This window comes from Burkholderia sp. PU8-34 (assembly GCF_053427725.1).
Genome location: NZ_JBSAXC010000008.1, coordinates 190,873 through 209,232, shown reverse-complemented (window position 1 = coordinate 209,232; position 18,360 = coordinate 190,873). Strand labels below are relative to the sequence as shown.

19 protein-coding genes, 1 tRNA gene and 1 pseudogene are annotated in these 18,360 nt (G+C 67.0%); 16 read left to right on the top strand and 5 right to left on the bottom strand.

The window, feature by feature from the left end:
* Position 1: 1 nt before the first annotated feature.
* Positions 2-466, bottom strand: coding sequence for a two pore domain potassium channel family protein (locus ACV22Z_RS20525; protein WP_448078122.1), 465 nt, complete (start codon positions 464-466; stop codon positions 2-4).
* A gap of 161 nt (positions 467-627) precedes the next feature.
* Here ACV22Z_RS20525 and ACV22Z_RS20520 point away from each other — a divergent pair.
* Positions 628-702, top strand: a tRNA-Gly gene (locus ACV22Z_RS20520).
* Positions 703-846: 144 nt separating this feature from the next.
* Positions 847-1,614, top strand: a complete 768-nt coding sequence (trmB, locus tag ACV22Z_RS20515; RefSeq protein WP_448078121.1) for a tRNA (guanosine(46)-N7)-methyltransferase TrmB — start codon at positions 847-849, stop codon at positions 1,612-1,614.
* A gap of 202 nt (positions 1,615-1,816) precedes the next feature.
* On the opposite strand, the gene ACV22Z_RS20510 is transcribed toward trmB, so the two are convergent.
* From ACV22Z_RS20510 to ACV22Z_RS20500, 3 genes and pseudogenes are all read right to left on the bottom strand, one after another.
* Positions 1,817-2,647: an undecaprenyl-diphosphate phosphatase gene (locus tag ACV22Z_RS20510; protein WP_448078120.1), complete on the bottom strand. Its 831-nt coding sequence runs from the start codon at positions 2,645-2,647 to the stop codon at positions 1,817-1,819.
* Between the two features lie 78 nt (positions 2,648-2,725).
* A complete protein-coding gene (locus ACV22Z_RS20505) occupies positions 2,726-3,307 on the bottom strand; it encodes a DUF1439 domain-containing protein (protein ID WP_448078119.1) in 582 nt (193 codons plus the stop codon).
* 113 nt (positions 3,308-3,420) lie between these two features.
* Positions 3,421-3,720 (bottom strand): annotated as a pseudogene (locus tag ACV22Z_RS20500) (YkgJ family cysteine cluster protein); the annotation flags it as partial.
* A gap of 169 nt (positions 3,721-3,889) precedes the next feature.
* Here ACV22Z_RS20500 and hemN point away from each other — a divergent pair.
* The 4 genes from hemN to ACV22Z_RS20480 all read left to right on the top strand — a co-directional run bounded on the left by hemN (position 3,890) and on the right by ACV22Z_RS20480 (position 6,703).
* Positions 3,890-5,278 (top strand): oxygen-independent coproporphyrinogen III oxidase, encoded by a 1,389-nt coding sequence (hemN, locus tag ACV22Z_RS20495; RefSeq protein ID WP_448078118.1) that lies wholly within the window; start codon positions 3,890-3,892, stop codon positions 5,276-5,278.
* Positions 5,279-5,353: 75 nt separating this feature from the next.
* Positions 5,354-5,611, top strand: coding sequence for a hypothetical protein (locus ACV22Z_RS20490; protein ID WP_448078117.1), 258 nt, complete (start codon positions 5,354-5,356; stop codon positions 5,609-5,611).
* A 103-nt stretch (positions 5,612-5,714) separates the two neighbouring features.
* Entirely contained in the window at positions 5,715-6,368 is a 654-nt protein-coding gene (locus ACV22Z_RS20485) for a protein-L-isoaspartate O-methyltransferase family protein (RefSeq protein ID WP_448078116.1), read from the top strand.
* A gap of 11 nt (positions 6,369-6,379) precedes the next feature.
* Positions 6,380-6,703 carry a rhodanese-like domain-containing protein gene (locus ACV22Z_RS20480; RefSeq protein WP_448078115.1) on the top strand — a complete coding sequence of 108 codons (324 nt, stop codon included), beginning with the start codon at positions 6,380-6,382 and terminating at the stop codon, positions 6,701-6,703.
* A 167-nt stretch (positions 6,704-6,870) separates the two neighbouring features.
* Here ACV22Z_RS20480 and ACV22Z_RS20475 read toward each other — a convergent pair whose 3' ends face one another.
* On the bottom strand, positions 6,871-8,199 hold the full coding sequence (locus tag ACV22Z_RS20475; RefSeq protein WP_448078114.1) for an aminotransferase class III-fold pyridoxal phosphate-dependent enzyme: 1,329 nt from the start codon (positions 8,197-8,199) through the stop codon (positions 6,871-6,873).
* A 318-nt stretch (positions 8,200-8,517) separates the two neighbouring features.
* Between ACV22Z_RS20475 and urtA the strand changes: the two genes are divergently transcribed.
* The 10 genes from urtA to ACV22Z_RS20425 all read left to right on the top strand — a co-directional run bounded on the left by urtA (position 8,518) and on the right by ACV22Z_RS20425 (position 18,351).
* Positions 8,518-9,825 (top strand): urea ABC transporter substrate-binding protein, encoded by a 1,308-nt coding sequence (urtA, locus tag ACV22Z_RS20470; protein WP_448078113.1) that lies wholly within the window; start codon positions 8,518-8,520, stop codon positions 9,823-9,825.
* A 124-nt stretch (positions 9,826-9,949) separates the two neighbouring features.
* Positions 9,950-11,569, top strand: coding sequence for an urea ABC transporter permease subunit UrtB (gene urtB / locus ACV22Z_RS20465; RefSeq protein ID WP_448078112.1), 1,620 nt, complete (start codon positions 9,950-9,952; stop codon positions 11,567-11,569).
* 57 nt (positions 11,570-11,626) lie between these two features.
* Entirely contained in the window at positions 11,627-12,811 is a 1,185-nt protein-coding gene (gene urtC, locus ACV22Z_RS20460) for an urea ABC transporter permease subunit UrtC (RefSeq protein WP_448078111.1), read from the top strand.
* A complete protein-coding gene (urtD, locus tag ACV22Z_RS20455; protein WP_448078110.1) occupies positions 12,808-13,692 on the top strand; it encodes an urea ABC transporter ATP-binding protein UrtD in 885 nt (294 codons plus the stop codon). The genes urtC and urtD overlap by 4 nt, the downstream gene beginning before the upstream one ends.
* Positions 13,693-13,696: 4 nt before the next feature.
* Positions 13,697-14,389, top strand: coding sequence for an urea ABC transporter ATP-binding subunit UrtE (urtE, locus tag ACV22Z_RS20450; RefSeq protein WP_448078109.1), 693 nt, complete (start codon positions 13,697-13,699; stop codon positions 14,387-14,389).
* Positions 14,390-14,534: 145 nt separating this feature from the next.
* Positions 14,535-15,602, top strand: a complete 1,068-nt coding sequence (locus tag ACV22Z_RS20445; protein ID WP_448078108.1) for a hypothetical protein — start codon at positions 14,535-14,537, stop codon at positions 15,600-15,602.
* A complete protein-coding gene (locus ACV22Z_RS20440; protein ID WP_448078107.1) occupies positions 15,590-16,459 on the top strand; it encodes a nucleotidyl transferase AbiEii/AbiGii toxin family protein in 870 nt (289 codons plus the stop codon). Before ACV22Z_RS20445 ends, ACV22Z_RS20440 begins: the two co-directional genes overlap by 13 nt.
* 139 nt (positions 16,460-16,598) lie before the next feature.
* Entirely contained in the window at positions 16,599-17,474 is an 876-nt protein-coding gene (locus ACV22Z_RS20435) for an urease accessory protein UreD (protein ID WP_448078106.1), read from the top strand.
* 258 nt (positions 17,475-17,732) lie between these two features.
* Positions 17,733-18,035, top strand: coding sequence for an urease subunit gamma (gene ureA / locus ACV22Z_RS20430; protein ID WP_006048588.1), 303 nt, complete (start codon positions 17,733-17,735; stop codon positions 18,033-18,035).
* Positions 18,036-18,045: 10 nt separating this feature from the next.
* Positions 18,046-18,351, top strand: coding sequence for an urease subunit beta (locus ACV22Z_RS20425; RefSeq protein WP_448078105.1), 306 nt, complete (start codon positions 18,046-18,048; stop codon positions 18,349-18,351).
* Positions 18,352-18,360: the final 9 nt, after the last annotated feature.

The window sequence follows — 18,360 nt, the reverse complement described above, 5'->3', positions numbered from 1 at the left end:
GCTAATCGCGGCGACCGTCGTTAAGCAAGGCCTGCGTAATCGCCCCGAAGTCGGCCTGGATGATGGCGAAGATGAACGCGGTCGACATGCCGAACAGCAGCACGCCGTCGGACGACTCGATCGCGCCGAGCATCCGCCAGTGCTCGGTCAGCGTGAGGCCCGACGCCCCGCGCGTGGACATCGTGTCGACCGAGTAGAACAGCGCATCGCTGAACGAGCCGATCGCATGGAGCTGCACGAACAGCGCGGCCCACGCGGCGGCTTCGAACGTATGCAGCAATCCAAGGGCGATGCAGACCAGCGTGATCACACCGATCAGCTTGCGCAGTTGCAGGTGCACGTCCTCGCGGCGCAGATCGAACGCATGACGGAGCCTGCGCGCCGAGACTGCCAGAAAAACCATCGCTGCGGCATGGACCAGGATGGTGACCATGCCGACCAGCACGCCAATCGTCCAGCTTTCCATGAGGGGCTTTCCGTTCGGGAACGAGAATCCGGATGGGGGCCAAGATTAGCATTGAAAGCGGGCATCGCTCGTGCCGACGGAAGCCGGGCGCGCGGTCACACCCGCCATCGATGCTGCCCCGTTGCCATCTGGGCCGGAATCCATGTAGAATTACGCGTTCTGCGGGCGTCGTATAATGGCCATTACCTCAGCTTCCCAAGCTGATGACGTGGGTTCGATTCCCATCGCCCGCTCCACACACTTTCCGGCTGCACCGCAGCCTGCGCGTCAGCCGCCTCGTCGAAGGCGGCTTTTTTGTACCGCGCGCCCGGCCTCATGGCTCGCGGCGCATCGGGCGCGCCACGGGCCCTCGCCCGCAACCGAGCCTATCTCTGTCACCGATGATGCACGACGATCCGAACGAAGCCGGCCTGCCGCCGCACGACGACGCCCTTTCCGACGAAGCCGCCCCCGATGCCGACGAACTCAATCCGCTGCATCGCCGCCGCATCCGCAGCTTCGTCACGCGCGCCGGCCGCGTATCGACCGGCCAGCGCCGCGCGCTCGACGACCTCGGCCCGCGCTTCGTCGTTCCGTACGCGCCGGAAACGCCCGACTGGAACACGGTGTTCGGCCGCCAGGCGCCGCGCATTCTCGAAATCGGCTTCGGAATGGGTGCGTCGACCGCTGAAATCGCCACGCTGCGTCCGGGCGACGACTTCCTCGGCGTCGAAGTGCACGAGCCGGGCGTCGGCGCGCTGCTCAAGCTGATCGGCGAGCAGGACCTGACGAACATCCGCATCGTCCAGCACGACGCGGTCGAAGTGATCGAGCACATGCTCGCACCCGACAGCCTCGACGGCGTGCACGTCTTCTTCCCCGATCCTTGGCACAAGGCGCGGCATCACAAGCGCCGCCTGATCCAGCCGCCGCTCGTCGCACTGCTCGCGTCGCGCCTGAAGCCCGGCGCGTACCTGCATTGCGCGACCGACTGGCAGAACTACGCGGAGCAGATGCTCGAAGTGCTCGGCGCAGATCCGTCGCTCGAGAACACGGCCGACGGCTACGCGCCGCGCCCCGACTACCGCCCGGTGACGAAATTCGAACGGCGCGGCCTGCGGCTCGGCCACGGCGTGTGGGATCTGGTGTTCCGCAAACGCGCGAGCTGATCGCGGCAAGGCCGCATCCCGCGCCGGCGCGCGGCAAGCCGGCCTGATGATGCACGACGGCCCGACCGGCATGCGCCGATCGGGCCGTTTTCACGTTTTACATGGGCATCGCGGCCGGCACTGCACACGCGGGCCGCCTCACGATGACATTTCGTACCGGATGTCCGGCGCCGCAACAGGCGCCGCCCGCGCTGCCCCCGTCTTACGCCCAGTTCAGCCAGCCGCTGTAACCCACCAACAGCACGAACAGCCCGAACGCGATCCGGTACCACGCGAACACGGTGAAGTCGTGCGACGCGACGTAGCGCAACAGCCAGCGCACGCACACGAATGCGCTGACGAATGCCGCCGCGAGCCCCAGCGCGAACAGGCCGAGCGAATCGACGGTGAATGCGTGCCAGTCCTTGACGGTTTCGTACAGCGTCGCGCCGAAGATGATCGGAATCGCGAGGAAGAACGAGAATTCGGTCGCGACGCGCCGGTCGAGACCGAACAGCATCCCGCCGATGATCGTCGAGCCGGAGCGCGACATGCCGGGCACCAATGCAAAGCACTGCGCGAGGCCGACCTTCAGCGCATCGAGCGGCGTCAGCGCATCGACCGACTGCACGCGCGGCGTCTCGCCGCGCTCGCGTTGCCGCGCCTCGGCCAACAGGATGATCACGCCGCCGACGACGAGTGCGAACGCGACGGGCACCGGCGAGAACAGCGCGGCCTTGATCTTCTTTTCCAACAGCAGGCCGAGCGCAACGGCGGGAATCGTCGCGATCACGACGTTGAGCGCGAAGCGCCGCGCATCCGGCCGGCCCGGCAGCCCGGCGACGACGGACGCGATCCGGCGGCGATACTCCCAGCACACCGCGAGGATCGCGCCGAACTGGATCACGACGTCGAAGGTCTTCTCCTGCGCGTCGTTGAAGCTCAGGAAGCTGCCCGCGACGATCAGGTGGCCGGTGCTCGACACCGGCAGGAATTCCGTCAGCCCCTCGACGACGCCGAGGAGCAATGCCTTGCAGATCAGTATCCAGTCCATCCGTGGCCCAGTTTCGAAGTGGTCGAAGAAATGGGCCGCATCGCCGCCGCGGCCCGCCCGGCCGCGCGCGGCGCGACGTCACTTCTCGACGATCGCCACGCGTATGCCGTTTGTAAGGATGGTGATTGTACCGGGTTCGTAATTCACGCCGGCGAATTGCAGCTGTTCCGGCTTGAACGTGTAGATCGGATAGTTCGTCAGCAATTGGGTCGCGATCATGCCGGCGGCCGCGCCGATCTGCTGCGTGTAGGCCTGTGCGTCGCCGTCGAGCGTCACGCTGTCGACGGCCGGCGCCTTGATGACGACCGAGCGGCTCGGCGCGTCGTACGCGAGCTGGCCGGACACCGTGAACTTGCCATTGACCGGCCCGCGCAGGAAGGGGCTCGCGAACTGCGCGTCGAGCTGCACCGCGACGCGGTTCTGGTCCGGCAGCAGGCCGACGACCGGATTGACGAGCAACACGTCGACGACCTGCGCGACGGTCTTCTGGTACGGAAACTTGCGCGCGACGGCCTTCTGCACGTCGCCGCGCGAGAACGTGTAGTGATCGGGAATGAACGGGAACGTCGACGCGCACGCGGCGAGCGACACCGACACGCCGACGACGGCGGTGCATGCGACGAGGAAGCGGCGGCGGCTGAGCGCGCGACTGGCGGTCATGCTGGATCTCCTGTGGACCCGAGTTGGCGCTTCAGCGCTTTGTCGACGGGAGTGGGTGCGTCAGCACTGACCCCCGTCCCATGCGGCGCACTCTGGTCCGATGCAAAGCTGGACGGGCGCGACGGTTGCGTCGCGGTTTCGAGCCGGGTGAGCCACGCGAGCGCGTCGGCGCGCGACGCGCCGCACATCTCCGCCGACGGCTGCAGCCCCGAACAGCACGCGGGGCGCTCCGGCCGGCCGAAGATCCGGCAGCGCAGATCGTCGCCGAGCTGCGCGCAGCGCACGCCGGCCGGCTTGCCGCCCGGCATCCCCGGAATCGGGCTGGAAATCGACGGCGCGATGCAACACGCGCCGCACCCCTCGCGGCACGCATGCGGCGGCGGGATATCGGCAAGCGCCGGGCGGGCAGGCATTTCGACGGACACTCGGCTCTCTCGAACGGAACAACGGAAACTGACGCGGCGCCGCTTTCCGCGTCCGGCTGCCGCACCCCGCATTGTGCCATCCCCGGCTGCGACGTTATTACACAATGCAGGCGAATCGCGCGTTTATATACTCGAAAGCATCTAAAAGTGCGAGACCATGATGAGCTCTGCCGACACCTTGTTCCGTCCCGATTTGCTCGCGAAGTACGGCGCGAACGGGCCGCGCTACACGTCGTACCCGACGGCGCTGCAGTTCCGCGACGACTTCGACCCCGCCGACTACGTGCGCGCAGCGGGCGACCCGGGCGCATCGTCGAGCGAGCTGTCGCTCTACTTCCACATCCCGTTCTGCAACACGGCCTGCTTCTACTGCGGCTGCAACAAGATTGCGACCCGCAATCATCGCCGCGCGCGCCCGTACCTCGACCAGCTCAAGCGCGAGATGGCGCTGCAAGCGGCGCTGTTCGACCCCGCGCGCCCCGTCACGCAGCTGCACTGGGGCGGCGGCACGCCGACCTTCCTGTCCGACGACGAGACGGCCGAGCTGATGGCGGCGACCCGCGAGCATTTCTCGCTCGCGCCGGACGCCGACGCCGAGTTCTCGATCGAGATCGACCCGCGCACGGTCACGCCGGCCACGCTGGTCCACCTACGCACGATCGGCTTCAACCGGCTGAGCCTCGGCGTGCAGGACTTCGATCCGGCCGTCCAGCAGGCGATCAACCGGATCCAGCCGGTCGGGATGACGGCCGACCTGCTGAGCGCCGCGCGCACGACGGGTTTTCAGTCGGTCAGCGTCGACCTGATCTACGGGCTGCCGCACCAGACGGTCGCGAGCTTCGGCCGCACGCTCGAAACGATCATCGAGCTCGCGCCGGAGCGGCTGTCGGTGTTCGGCTACGCGCACATGCCGCACCTGTTCAAGATGCAGCGGCAGATCGTCGACGCGACGCTGCCGTCGCCCGCGACCCGCGTCGCGTTGCTCGGGCTCGCGATCGACATGCTGACGTCGGCCGGCTACGTGTACATCGGCATGGACCACTTCGCGCGGCCGGGCGACGAGCTCGTCGCCGCGCAGCGCAACGGCACGCTGCAGCGCAATTTCCAGGGCTACAGCACGCGCGCGGACACCGACCTGATCGGCATCGGCGTTTCGTCGATCGGCAAGGTGGGCGACGTGTATGCGCAGAACGCGAAGGACCTCCCCGCCTACGGCGCGGCGCTCGATGCGGGCCGGCTGCCGATCGCGCGCGGCGTGCGCCTCACGGCCGACGACCGGCTGCGCCGCGACGTGATCACGCAGCTGATGTGCAATCTCGAGCTGCCGTTCTCGCACGTCGAGGCCGCGCACGGCATTCGCTTCGCCGACCATTTCGCGCGCGAGCTGGACGCGCTGCTCGGGTTCGAGCGCGACGGGCTGCTGACGATCGCGGGCGACCGCCTGACCATCCACCCGGCCGGCCGGATGGTCGTGCGCAACATCGCGATGGCGTTCGACGCGTATCTCGACGGCGCGCCGCGGCAGCGCTACTCGCGCACGGTCTGAACCCGCCGCCGGCCGCGCATGCGCGGCCGGTTGTTGATAAAGTGTGGGCCTCATGTCCGTTGCAGAACCCGCACCATGCGCACCACCAAGGCGACCCACGCGGTCGAACGCCTGAAAACCCGCGCCGGCAACCCGCACTTCGCAGCAGTCGCGATGCCGGGCGGCCTTTTCTACCTGGTCGACCGCTCGGGCGGCACGGCCGAAAAACGCTGCGAGCCGCTGCCGCTGGACGCGTTCGTCAAGTTCGTCGACGAACTTGGCCCCAAAAAGCCGCGCAAGGCGAGCAAGCTCGACCTCGCGTTCGAGGCGCAGATCAAGAACAGCAAGCGATAAGCTCCATTGCAGGGCTTCTGAAGGCCGGCGGCCCGCCCTGTTTGGTACAATCGACAAGTTTTTCTATCCACGCTGATAGCCGACCAGGCTGCACGACCACACCATGAATATCGAACAAGCGCGTTTCAACATGATCGAACAGCAGATCCGTCCGTGGGACGTGCTGGATCTGGAAGTCCTGGGCCTGTTGTCGATCGTCAAGCGTGAGAATTTCGTCCCGGCCGCATACCGCGACCTGGCATTCGCCGACCTCGAACTGCCGCTGCCCGGCGGCCACAAGATGCTGTTCCCGCGCGTCGAGGCACGCGTGCTGCAGGAACTCACGGTGAAGAAGCACGAGAACGTGCTGGTGATCGGCGCGGGCTCGGGCTACCTGACGGCGCTGATCGCGCATCGTGCGCAGCACGTGACGGCGGTCGAAATCGATCCGACGATCGCGAAGTTCGCGGAAGTGAACCTGCACAACAACGGCGTGACGAACGCCGAGGTCGTGCTCGGCGACGGGTCGCGCGGCTGGCCGGCAAAGGCGCCGTACGACGTGATCTGCGTGGCCGGCGGCCTGCCCGTCGTGCCGCAGGAGATGCTCGAGCAGCTGAAGATCGGCGGCCGCCTGTCGGCATTCGTCGGCGGCCGTCCGGTGATGAAGGCGCAGATCATCACGCGCATCGACGACAAGCAGTACCGCGTCGCCGACGTGTTCGAAACCTACGTCGACCACCTCGTCAACGCGATCGAGCCGTCGCGCTTCAAGTTCTGAGCGGCGGCGCCATGCAGATCCTGACGCCCGCGATGCTCGCGGACTGGCTTGCCGACAAGACCCGCCCCGCGCCCGTCGTGCTCGACGTGCGCGAGCCGTGGGAAATCGCGACCGCGCAGATCGCCGGCAGCGTATCGATCCCGATGCAGCAGATTCCCGCGCGCAGCGAGGAACTGGACGACGAAGCCGAGATCGTCTGCGTCTGCCATCACGGAATGCGCAGCGCGCAGGTCGCGATGTTCCTCGAATCGCGCGGCTTCACGAAGCTCTACAACCTGCAGGGCGGCATCGACGCGTGGTCGCGCGACGTCGATCCGTCGGTGCCGCGTTACTGACCTGCCCGGCGGCGCGTCGCGCGCCGCTGCGTGCTGCCTGACGTCGGGTGCAGGCGCAGGTTGCCGGCCATGCCCCAGCGGCTGCACCTGGCCGGCCGCACCTCGCCGGCCACATCCGGCCACCGCAACAACGGGCGCGCCACGCGCGCCCGTCTGATCCTCCCGCGTTACTCCGTTTCCTTCAGCGCCTCGGCGACGATCGCGAACAGCTCGGCAATCTGTGCCTCCTCGACGATCAGCGGCGGCGAGAACGCAAGGATGTCGCCCGTATAGCGCACCATCGCGCCCTTCTGGTAGCACCTGACGAACACGTCGTACGCGCGCGCGCCGGGCTTGCCGTTGCGCGGCTTCAGTTCCACGCCGCCGACGAGGCCGAGATTGCGCACGTCGATCACGTGGCGCGCGTCCTTCAGCTTGTGGATCTCGCGCTCGAACACCGGCGCCATCCGCGCGGCGCGTTCGAACAGCTTGTCGCGCTCGTACAGGTCGATCGTCGCGCAGGCGGCGGCCGCCGCGAGCGGATGCCCCGAATACGTATAGCCGTGGAACAGCTCGATGCCGGCCGGCGCGCCGTTCACGATCGTGTCGTGGATCGCGTCGCTCGCCGCAACCGCGCCCATCGGCACCGCCGCGTTGTTGGTGCCCTTCGCCATCGTCAGCAGATCGGGCGTCACGTTGAAGAACTGCGCGGCGAACGGTGCGCCGAGCCGGCCCCAGCCGGTAATCACCTCGTCGAAGATCAGCAGGATGCCGTGCTTGTCGCACAACTCGCGCAGCCGCGCGAGATAACCCTTCGGCGGGATCAGCACGCCGGTCGAGCCAGCGACCGGCTCGACGATCACCGCGGCGATCGTCGATGCGTCGTGCAGCGTCACAAGCCGCTCGAGTTCGTCGGCGAGATGCGCGCCCCACGCGGGCTGCCCTTTCGAGAACGCCGCTTCGTTGATGTTCAGCGTGTGCGGCAGGTGGTCGACCGACGGCAGCAGCGCGCCTGAATACGCCTTGCGGTTCGGTGCGATCCCGCCGACCGAGATCCCGCCGAAGCCGACGCCGTGATAGCCGCGCTCCCGGCCGATGAAGCGCGTGCGCTGCCCTTCGCCGCGCGCACGGTGATACGCGAGCGCGATCTTCAGCGCGGTGTCGACCGCCTCCGAGCCGGAGTTCGTGAAGAAGATGTGCTTGAGGTCGCCGGGCGTATGGCGGGCGATCCGCGTCGCCGCTTCGAACGCCTTCGGATGCCCCATCTGGAACGTCGGCGCGAAATCCATCTCCTCCGCCTGCGCCTTCACCGCCGCGACGATCTCGTCGCGCCCGTGCCCGGCGTTCACGCACCAGAGCCCCGCGGTGCCGTCGAGAATGCGCCGCCCGTCGTGCGACGTGTAGTACATCCCCTTCGCGGACACAAGCAGCCGCGGCGCGTCCTTGAACTGGCGGTTGGCGGTAAACGGCATCCAGAACGCGGACAGATCGGGGGGGTTCGATTGCTGCTGACTCATGGGCGGCTCCTCGTTGTGTTCGATCGGCGCGGCAGCGTGGCGACGCGGCGCGCCGGCGTGGTACGAAAACCTGATGCGACGCAAGTCGAAACCCGAGTGTAAGCATCGAAACGGTGAAGCACAACCGTGCACCAATTGTGCCCGCGATACTGCACCGCAACGGCCCATCCGTGCCGCACGACGCATCACGCGCACCGCGCCGCCGCCCGCGCGAGGCACGTCCGCCGTGCATGCGCGCGACTGGCACATGCCTTGCGTAAACCCCGACGGTCGACGCCGCACCGGCGCACGCAAATTCAACACGTCAAGGGGAACTCGATGAAACGTCGCAGTCTGTTGAAGTTCGGATCGATGGCCGGCGCGCTCGCGCTGGCAGGCAAGAGCCCGTTCGCGCACGCCGCCGATGCGGGCACGGGCCCGATCAAGGTCGGCATCCTGCATTCGCTGTCCGGCACGATGGCGATCTCCGAGACGTCGCTGAAGGACACCGCGCTGATGACGATCGCCGACATCAACAAGAGCGGCGGCGTGATGGGCCGCAAGCTCGAGCCGGTCGTCGTCGATCCCGCGTCGAACTGGCCGCTCTTTGCCGAGAAGGCGCGGCAGCTGCTCACGCAGGACAAGGTCGCGTGCGTGTTCGGCTGCTGGACGTCGGTGTCGCGCAAGTCGGTGCTGCCGGTGTTCGAGGAGCTGAACGGCCTGCTCTACTACCCCGTGCAATACGAAGGCGAGGAAATGTCGCGCAACGTGTTCTACACGGGCGCCGCGCCGAACCAGCAGGCGATCCCGGCCGTCGAGTACCTGATGAGCGCCGAGGGCGGCGGCGCGAAGCGCTTCTTCCTGCTCGGCACCGACTACGTGTATCCGCGCACGACGAACAAGATCCTGCGCGCGTTCCTGAAATCGAAGGGCGTGAAGGACGCCGACATTCAGGAGGTCTACACGCCGTTCGGCCACAGCGACTACCAGACCATCGTCGCGAACATCAAGAACTTCTCGCAGGGCGGCAAGACGACCGTGATCTCGACGATCAACGGCGATTCGAACGTGCCGTTCTACAAGGAGCTCGGCAACCAGGGGATCAAGGCGACCGACGTGCCGGTCGTCGCGTTCTCGGTCGGCGAGGAAGAGCTGCGCGGGATCGACACGAAGCCGCTCGTCGGGCACCTCGCCGCGTGGAACTACTTCATGTCGGTGAAGAACCCGTCGAACACGAAGTTCAAGGACCAGTTCGCCGCGTGGGTGAAGGCGAACAACCTGCCCGGCGGCGCGAAGCGCGTGACCAACGATCCGATGGAGGCGACCTTCGTCGGCATCCATATGTGGAAGCAGGCGGTCGAGAAGGCGAAGAGCACCGACGTCGACAAGGTGCGCGTCGCGATGATCGGCCAGAGCGTCGCCGCGCCGTCGGGCTTCACGCTGACGATGGACGGCAACCATCACCTGCACAAGCCGGTGATGATCGGCGAGATCCGCGGCGACGGGCAGTTCAACGTCGTGTGGAAGACCAAGACCGCGATTCGCGCGCAGCCGTGGAGCCCGTTCATCGCGGGCAACCAAGGGAAGCCGGATATCGTCAGCTCGATTCCGGCGTTCCTGCGCCGGCAGCGCGCGGTGCTGGCCTGATGCGGGCTGGAGCGCCACGCGGACGCCTGGCGCTCCAGCCGCGGATGGCTTGGCGTCATGGTCCGCCCCGGCGCTTCGCGATCCACGCACGACACCCATTCTTCACGCCTGCCAGGACAGCCCGATGCCCACTCCCCTACGCCGAGCCGCCATCGCATTCGTCGCGTGCGCGGCACTCGCCGGCATCGTGCCGCGCGCCGCGTTCGCGGTGACGGCCGCCGACACCGCCGCGCTCGCCGGCGACGACTTCGACGCCAAGACCGCCGCAATCGAGCGGCTCTCGGCGGACGGCGACGCCCGGTCCGTCACGCTGCTCAGCGCGCTGTCGACCGGCGACGCGCTCGCGACCGACGACGGCCGCATCCTGATCCAGACCGGCGACATCGCGCACGACGCGCTGACGCAGGCCGCCGCGCCGCCCGGCGACGCGCAGCCGGTGATGCTGAACAACCTGCTGCGCACGAAGATCGCAGGCGCCTTGTCCGGTCTCGCGCTCGCGTCGCCGGACGTCTCGACGCGGCGCGACGCGATCGACGCGCTGCTGAAGTCCCCCGATCCCGCGCTGCAGCCGATGATCGACCGCGCCCGCGCGAAGGAAACCGACCCGTCCCTGAAGCGCCGCCTCGATGCGCTGTGGGCGATCGCCGCGCTGCACGACGCCGATCCCGCGAAGCGCCTCGTAGCGGTGCAGGTCGTCGCCGCGCGCCACGATATGGACATGATCGAGCAGTTGCGTCCGCTCGTCGCGAAGAACGCGGACGGCAGTTTCGCGGAACCCGACGCGCGCGTGCGCGACGCCGCGCAGCAAGGGCTCGACACGCTGCATTCGCTGCAGCGGCGCGGCGAGATCGCAGGCACGCTGTTCGCGGGCCTGTCGCTCGGCAGCGTGCTGCTGCTCGCGGCGCTCGGCCTCGCGATCACCTACGGGCTGATCGGCGTGATCAACATGGCGCATGGCGAATTCCTGATGATCGGCGCGTACGCGACCTACGTCGTGCAGACGCTGATCCAGCGCTACGCGCCGGCCGCGTTCGACTGGTATCCGCTGTTCGCGGTGCCGGCGTCGTTCGCGGCGGCCGCGCTCGTCGGCATCGTGCTCGAACGGCTCGTGCTGCGGCATCTTTACGGCCGCCCGCTCGAGACGCTGCTCGCGACGTTCGGCGTCAGCCTGATCCTGATCCAGGCAACGCGCATGCTGTTCGGCGCGCAGAACGTGCAGGTCGTGAACCCGTCGTGGATGAGCGGCGGCGTGACCGTTATGCAGAACCTGATCCTGCCGTACAACCGGCTCGCGATCCTCGCGTTCGCGCTCGCGGTGGTGTTCATCGCGTGGGCCGTGCTGACGAAGACGCGGCTCGGCCTGTTCGTGCGCGCGGTCACGCAGAACCGGCGGATGGCTGCCTGCGTCGGCGTGAGGACCGCGCGCGTCGACGCCTATGCGTTCGCATTCGGCGCCGGCATCGCGGGCCTCGGCGGCTGCGCGCTGTCGCAGATCGGCAACGTCGGCCCCGATCTCGGCCAGAACTACATCATCGATTCGTTCATGGCGGTCGTGCTCGGCGGCGTCGGGCAAATCGCCGGCACCGTGCTCGGCGGCTTCGGGCTCGGCCTCGTCAGCAAGGCGATCGAGCCGTTCTGGGGCGCCGTGCTCGCGAAGATCGCGGTGCTCGTGATGATCGTGCTGTTCATCCAGAAACGTCCGCAGGGCATGTTCGCCCTGAAGGGACGCAGCGCGGAGGCCTGACTTGATGAAACAACCCGCACGCGCCGGGAACGCCCCGGCATGCACCGGAGTACCGGCATGACGTCCATCACGAATTCCCTGTCAAATTCCGCCGCCACGGCACCGGCCCCCGCCGCCGCACGCACGGCCGACGGCTTCGCGCTCGGCCTGCCGCCGCGCCCCGCGCTGCTGTCGCGCCGCGCGTGGCTCGCGCTCGTCGTGCTGTGCATCGCGATCGGCGTCGGCGTGCCGCTCGCGGCGCTCGTCGCGCCGGAAACGAGCGCCTTCCACCTGTCCGCGTATGCGATGACGCTCACCGGCAAGCTGATGTGCTACGCGATCGCGGCGCTCGCGCTCGACCTGGTATGGGGTTACTGCGGCATCCTGAGCCTCGGCCACGGCCTCTTCTTCGCGCTCGGCGGCTATGCGATCGGCATGTACCTGATGCGCGAGATCGGCCGCGACGGCAAGTACGGCAGCGAGCTGCCCGACTTCATGGTGTTTCTCGACTGGCACCAGCTGCCGTGGTACTGGAGCGGCACGCAGCATCTGGCCTACGCGCTCGCGCTCGTCGTGCTCGTGCCGGCGGTGCTCGCGTGGGTGTTCGGCTTCTTCACGTTCCGCTCGCGCGTGAAGGGCGTGTACCTGTCGATCATCACGCAGGCGATGACGTTCGCCGCGATGCTGCTGTTCTACCGCAACGAAACCGGCTTCGGCGGCAACAACGGCTTCACCGACTTCAAGCGCATCGCCGGTTTCCCGATCACGTCGCCCGGCACGCGCACGGTGCTGTTCCTGCTGACGTTCGCGACGCTCGTGCTCGCGTTCGTCGGCGCGCGCGCGATCGTCACGAGCAAGCTCGGGCGCGTCGTCACCGCGGTGCGCGACGGCGAGACGCGGCTGATGTTTCTCGGCTACAGCCCGCTCGCGTACAAGCTGTTCGTGTGGACCGTGTCGGCCGTGCTGTGCGGCATTGCAGGCGCCTTGTACGTGCCGCAGGTCGGCATCATCAATCCCGGCGAGATGTCGCCCGGCAATTCGATCGAGATGGCGATCTGGGTCGCCGTCGGCGGTCGCGGCACGCTGATCGGGCCGATCGTCGGCGCGTTCGCGGTCAATGGCGCGAAGAGCGTGTTCACCGCGTACTTCGCCGAGTACTGGCTGCTCTTCCTCGGCCTGATCTTCGTGCTCGTGCCGCTGTTGCTGCCGCGCGGGATCATGGGCCTCGTCGAGGCCGCCATCGCGAAAGGAACACGCGCATGAACGGAACCGCGCTCTACCACTTCGTGCACCCGGGCGACGCCGAACGGCTTGCCGAGGAGCTGGCCGACCGGCAAGCCGTCAGCGGCACCGCGTCGCTCGGACGCGTCGTCACGCCCGGCGCGATCGACACGTCGCACGGCACGATCCTCTATCTCGAGGACATCGAGGTCAGCTTCGACGGCTTCCGCGCGTTGAACAAGCTGTCGCTGTCGATCGATGCCGGCGAATTGCGCTGCGTGATCGGCCCGAACGGCGCGGGCAAGACGACGATGATGGACGTGATCACCGGCAAGACGCGCCCCGACGCCGGCAAGGTGTTTCTCGGCCAGACGCTCGACCTGTCGCGAATGAGCGAGCCGGAAATCGCGCGCGCGGGCATCGGCCGCAAGTTCCAGAAGCCGACGGTGTTCGAGCAGCACCCGGTGTGGGAAAACCTCGAGCTCGCGATGCAGACCGACAAGGGCTGGTTCGCGTCGCTGCGCGCACGGCTCGACAAGGCCGCGCAGGCGAAGATCGAGGAAACGCTCGCGCTGATCGGTCTCGACACGCATGCGTTCCGCGCGGCCGGCGAACTGTCGCACGGGCAGAAGCAGCGGCTCGAGATCGGCATGCTGCTGATGCAGCGTCCGGCGCTGCTGCTGCTCGACGAACCCGCGGCCGGCATGACCGATCACGAGACGATGGAACTCGCGGAACTGCTGAACACGTTGCGGGGCACCTGCTCGATGATGGTCGTCGAGCACGACATGGAGTTCGTCGCGGCGCTCGCGGGCGACACGGGCCGGGTCACGGTGATGGCCGAAGGCGCGGTGCTCGCGCAAGGCACGCTCGATCAGGTCAAGCGCGACGACGCGGTGATCGAGTCTTATCTCGGACGTTGATGCGATGCTGACAATCGACTCGCTGAACCAGTATTACGGCGGCAGCCATATCCTGCGCAACGTGACGCTCGCCGCCGACGACGGCAGGCTGACGGTGCTGCTCGGCCGCAACGGCGTCGGCAAGACGACGCTGCTGCGCTGCCTGATGGGCGTCGTCGCCGCGAAGAGCGGCACGGTGTCGTGGCGCGGCCGGACGCTCGGCGCGCTGCCGCCGTATGCGCGCGTCGCGGCCGGGCTCGCGTACGTGCCGCAGGGCCGCGACATCTTTCCGCGCCTCACCGTCGAAGAGAACCTGCTCGTCGGCGCGGCGAGCCGCCGTGCGCCGTCGAAAGTGCCGGACCGCATCTACGACCTGTTTCCGGTGCTGAAGGACATGCGCACGCGGCGCGGCGGCGACCTGTCGGGCGGCCAGCAGCAGCAGCTCGCGATCGGCCGCGCGCTGATGAGCGAGCCGCAACTGCTGATCCTCGACGAGCCGACCGAAGGCATCCAGCCGTCGATCATCCAGGACATCGGCCGCACGCTGCGGCAGCTCGTCGACGAATCGAGGATGACCGTGCTGCTCGTCGAACAGTATTACGATTTCGCGCGCTCGATCGCCGATCGCTACTGGGTGATGAGCCGGGGAGAGATCGTCGCGGGCGGGGAAGCGAAGGACATGGAAACGAACGGGGTGCGGGAGTTGATTGCGGTGTAACAAGGCTGCGTCAACCACGGGCGTGGCGCCGGATTTCAGTCAAAAGACTCATTTCAGCATTTGTTGAAATCTGCGTTTCCAGTGAAATCTTGACAAATTTCACTGAAATCCTATCATTCAGCAAATGTTGAATGACTGTAATCCAGTGAACGAGATCGAAATCCGGGGACGCGACGCGCTGGAACAGGTCCTATCGCGCGTACCGATCGTCGACGTCGACGACATCCGTGCGGAACGGCAGATGAGCGACCTCGGCATAGATCTCATCGCCGATATTCGCGCGGCCGGCAAACCCTATCGGCTGCTCTGTAAGTTGCTGCCGAACGGGCAGCCGCGCTATGTCAAGCACGCGCTGCTGCAGATCCGCGAACACGCGGCCCGCGGGACACCGGACATTGTGCCGATACTCATCGCGCCTTATTTTTCACCGGGCACCCGAGCGCTGTGCCAACAACATCACGTCGGCTACCTCGATATCGAAGGGAATGCGCAGATCACGTTCGGCGGCGTTTTCATCGAACGACAGGTAACCGAGCGCCCCGCTACTGAACGTCGCGAACTGAAATCCCTGTTCAAGCCGAAGTCGGCGCAGGTGCTTCGAACGATGCTGCGCGATCCGAACAGGTCGTGGAAAGTCACGGAGCTCGCTAACGCCACCGGCGTCAGCGTTGGGCAAGTCAGCAATGTGCGCGCCGGTCTGCTCGACCGAGAATGGGCAGCGACGACACGTGACGGGATCTACCTGCCGCAACCGGATGCGCTGATCGATGCATGGCGCGACAGCTACGAAGCTCCGGCGGGCGAGTACCACGCGCTTTACACGGTGCTGCATGGCGCCGCACTGGAAAGCGCCGCGCGCGAAATACTGGGCTCGGGCGGGTCGGAAAAGCCTGCCGCCGCGGCATTCGCGTCGTTCTCGGCAGCAAACTGGATTGCGCCATATGGCCGCTCGCCCACCCAGTACTTCTACGCAACGAAGTCAGGTTTCGACCGATTAGCGGCCGCATTGAAACTGAAGCCCGTGACGAGCGGTGAAAATGTCGTCATCACACTCGTCAAGGACGAAGGCGTACTTGCCGACACGGTCGAGCCCGCTGCCGGCGCCATCTGCACAAGCCCGGTCCAGACATACCTTGATCTCACCCTGGCGGGTGGACGTGGCGAAGAAGCCGCCCGCCATCTACGTGAAGCAACAATGACATGGCAACACTGACACCTCGGGAGCCACAGTCCGCCGCAGATTACGACGACCGGACGACCGCTGCAGTCAAATCCGTCTTGATCGAAATCGGTCAGATCCTCGGCAGTTTCAAAGGCAAGTTCGCGGTGGTGGGGGGAGCAGTGCCCTGGCTGCTGCTCGACAACGACGAAATGCACCACGTGGGCACCATCGATATCGATCTGAGCCTCGATGCCGAAGCGCTCGCGGACACGGCATATGTCGCCTTGATCGACGCGCTGATGGGGAACGGCTACGAACAGCGCGAAACGCTGAGACGTTTCCAGCTCGTACGGCATGTCGAGACGACCGACGGCGGTCCGCCGATCGACGTGATCGTCGATTTTCTGATGCCTCGTCATGCTGAAATCGAAAAGCGTATTCCACCTCCGCTCGATAACTTCGCGGTCCAACGCGCAGACGGCGCCGATCTTGCGACACGTTTTTACCAGATGACGGCGATCTCCGGACCGATGCCGAGCGGCGGCACGAACACGGTCGAGGTAGCCGTTTGCTCAATTCCCGCTCTGCTCGCGATGAAAGGCTACGCGCTGAACGGTCGACTCAAGCAGAAGGACGCATACGACGTCTATTTCTGCGTTCGCAACTACCCCGGCGGCGTCGACGGACTTGCGAAGGCCTGTCGTCCTTTGCTCGCCTTCGACAGCGGATTGACCGGATTCCGCTACATTGCGGAGAAGTTCGACGCACCGGACGGATTTGGCCCGACTTCAGTTCGACGCTTCGTCACGGACACGCGCATTCTCGGTGATCGCACGCCGGAGCAATGGCAGCAGGATGCATTCGGACAGGTGGACGCACTATTACGGGAACTCGGGTTGCGAACATAGCCGGGAACGAAAAGCCCGCGCCGTGAGAAAACGATTGCCACGATTGCATGTCGCCTTCCGGACACGCGGCATTGCCGGTCACATGAGGCGTCTGTTTTTTGTTCCTGTAGCATCTACGTTCCCGCGCAGCTCCCTGCCCATGTCCGCCCACGATTCCCACGCGCCGCTGTCCCGCCCCGCCGTCGCCAAGTCATGGCACGCCCGCCTCGAACTCGGCTTCGAACGGCACGGCGCGCGCACGACGCTCGTCCATCGGCTGCACGACGGCCCGCTGCGCGTGCAGCGGCCGCTGTACCCGGAAGGCGACGCGATCTGCCATGCGGTGATCGTCCATCCGCCGGGCGGCGTCGCGGGTGGCGACCGGCTCGATCTCGACGTTGCGCTCGGCGAAGGCACGCACGCGGTGCTGACGACGCCCGGCGCGACCAAGTGGTACAAGTCGAACGGCCTCGGCGCGAGCCAGCGCATCGGCATCGTGCTCGGCGATCACGCGAAGCTCGACTGGCTGCCGCAGAACAACCTGTTCTTCGACGCCGCGCATGCGTCGCTCGACTTCACGCTGACGCTCGGCGCGGGCGCCAGCGCGCTCGGCTGGGACGCGACGCAGCTCGGCCGGCAGGCGGCCGGCGAAGCGTGGGCGGCGGGCCGCATCGCGTCGACGTCGACGCTCGTCGATGCCGCCGGCCAGCCGCTCTGGGCCGAACGCGCGCTGCTCGACGCGAACGACACGCTGCGCGGGGCGCCTCAGGTTCTCGCGGGCTTTCCGGTCTACGGCACGCTGTGGGCGGCCGGCGCCGCGTGCGATGCCGCGCTGGCCGAATCGCTCGCCGCGCGCATGCCGTTCGACGACACGCTGCGCGCGGGTGCGACCTGCGTGAGCCCGGGCATCGTGCTCGTGCGCGCGCTCGCGGTGTCGATGGAGGTACTGCAGCGGCACTTCGCCGACTGCTGGCTGCACCTGCGCCCGATCGTGCACGGCGTCGCCGCGCAGCCGCTGCGGTTGTGGCAGACCTGAGCGCACGCGCCAGAACGCACCATTTCGATGCAGCGCCGCACATGACGCGGCATGACCCGCAGGCATTCCGCACCACAGCAGCGCATCCGCCCCCGTTCTGCGTGCATGGCATGCGCCTTGCTCGCTATTCGTCGGACTATCCGACGCTCGCGGCACGCGCAACGGCGCGGCGCTATGATGAAGCGTTCATCCGCACGCGCGCCGCATCCCGCTCACTAAGCAACGACGGACATTACGTTTTCCTGAACGCCTGCCTTCATGAAACTGACTCCCCGAGAAAAAGACAAGCTGCTGATCTTCACGGCAGCACTGCTCGCCGAGCGCCGCCGCGCGCGCGGCCTGAAGCTCAACTATCCGGAAGCGGTCGCGTTCATCACCGCCGCGCTGATGGAAGCGGCGCGCGACGGCAAGACCGTCGCCGAGGTGATGCACTACGGCACGACGCTGCTCACGCGCGACGACGTGATGGAAGGCGTGCCGGAAATGATTCCCGACATCCAGGTCGAAGCGACCTTCCCCGACGGCACGAAGCTCGTCACCGTCCATCACCCGATTCCGTGAGGCACTGCGCATGATCCCCGGCGAAATCCTCACCGACGACGGCGAGCACGAACTGAACGCGGGCCGCGCGACGATCACGCTGACCGTCGCGAACACCGGCGACCGCCCGGTGCAGGTCGGCTCGCACTACCACTTCTTCGAAGTCAACGACGCGCTGTCGTTCGACCGCGCGGCCGCGCGCGGCTTCCGGCTCAACATCGCGGCCGGCACGGCCGTGCGCTTCGAGCCCGGCCAGACACGCACCGTCGAACTCGTCGCGCTCGCGGGCGATCGCGCCGTCTACGGTTTTCAGGGCAAGGTGATGGGGCCGCTCTGAGCGCCCCGC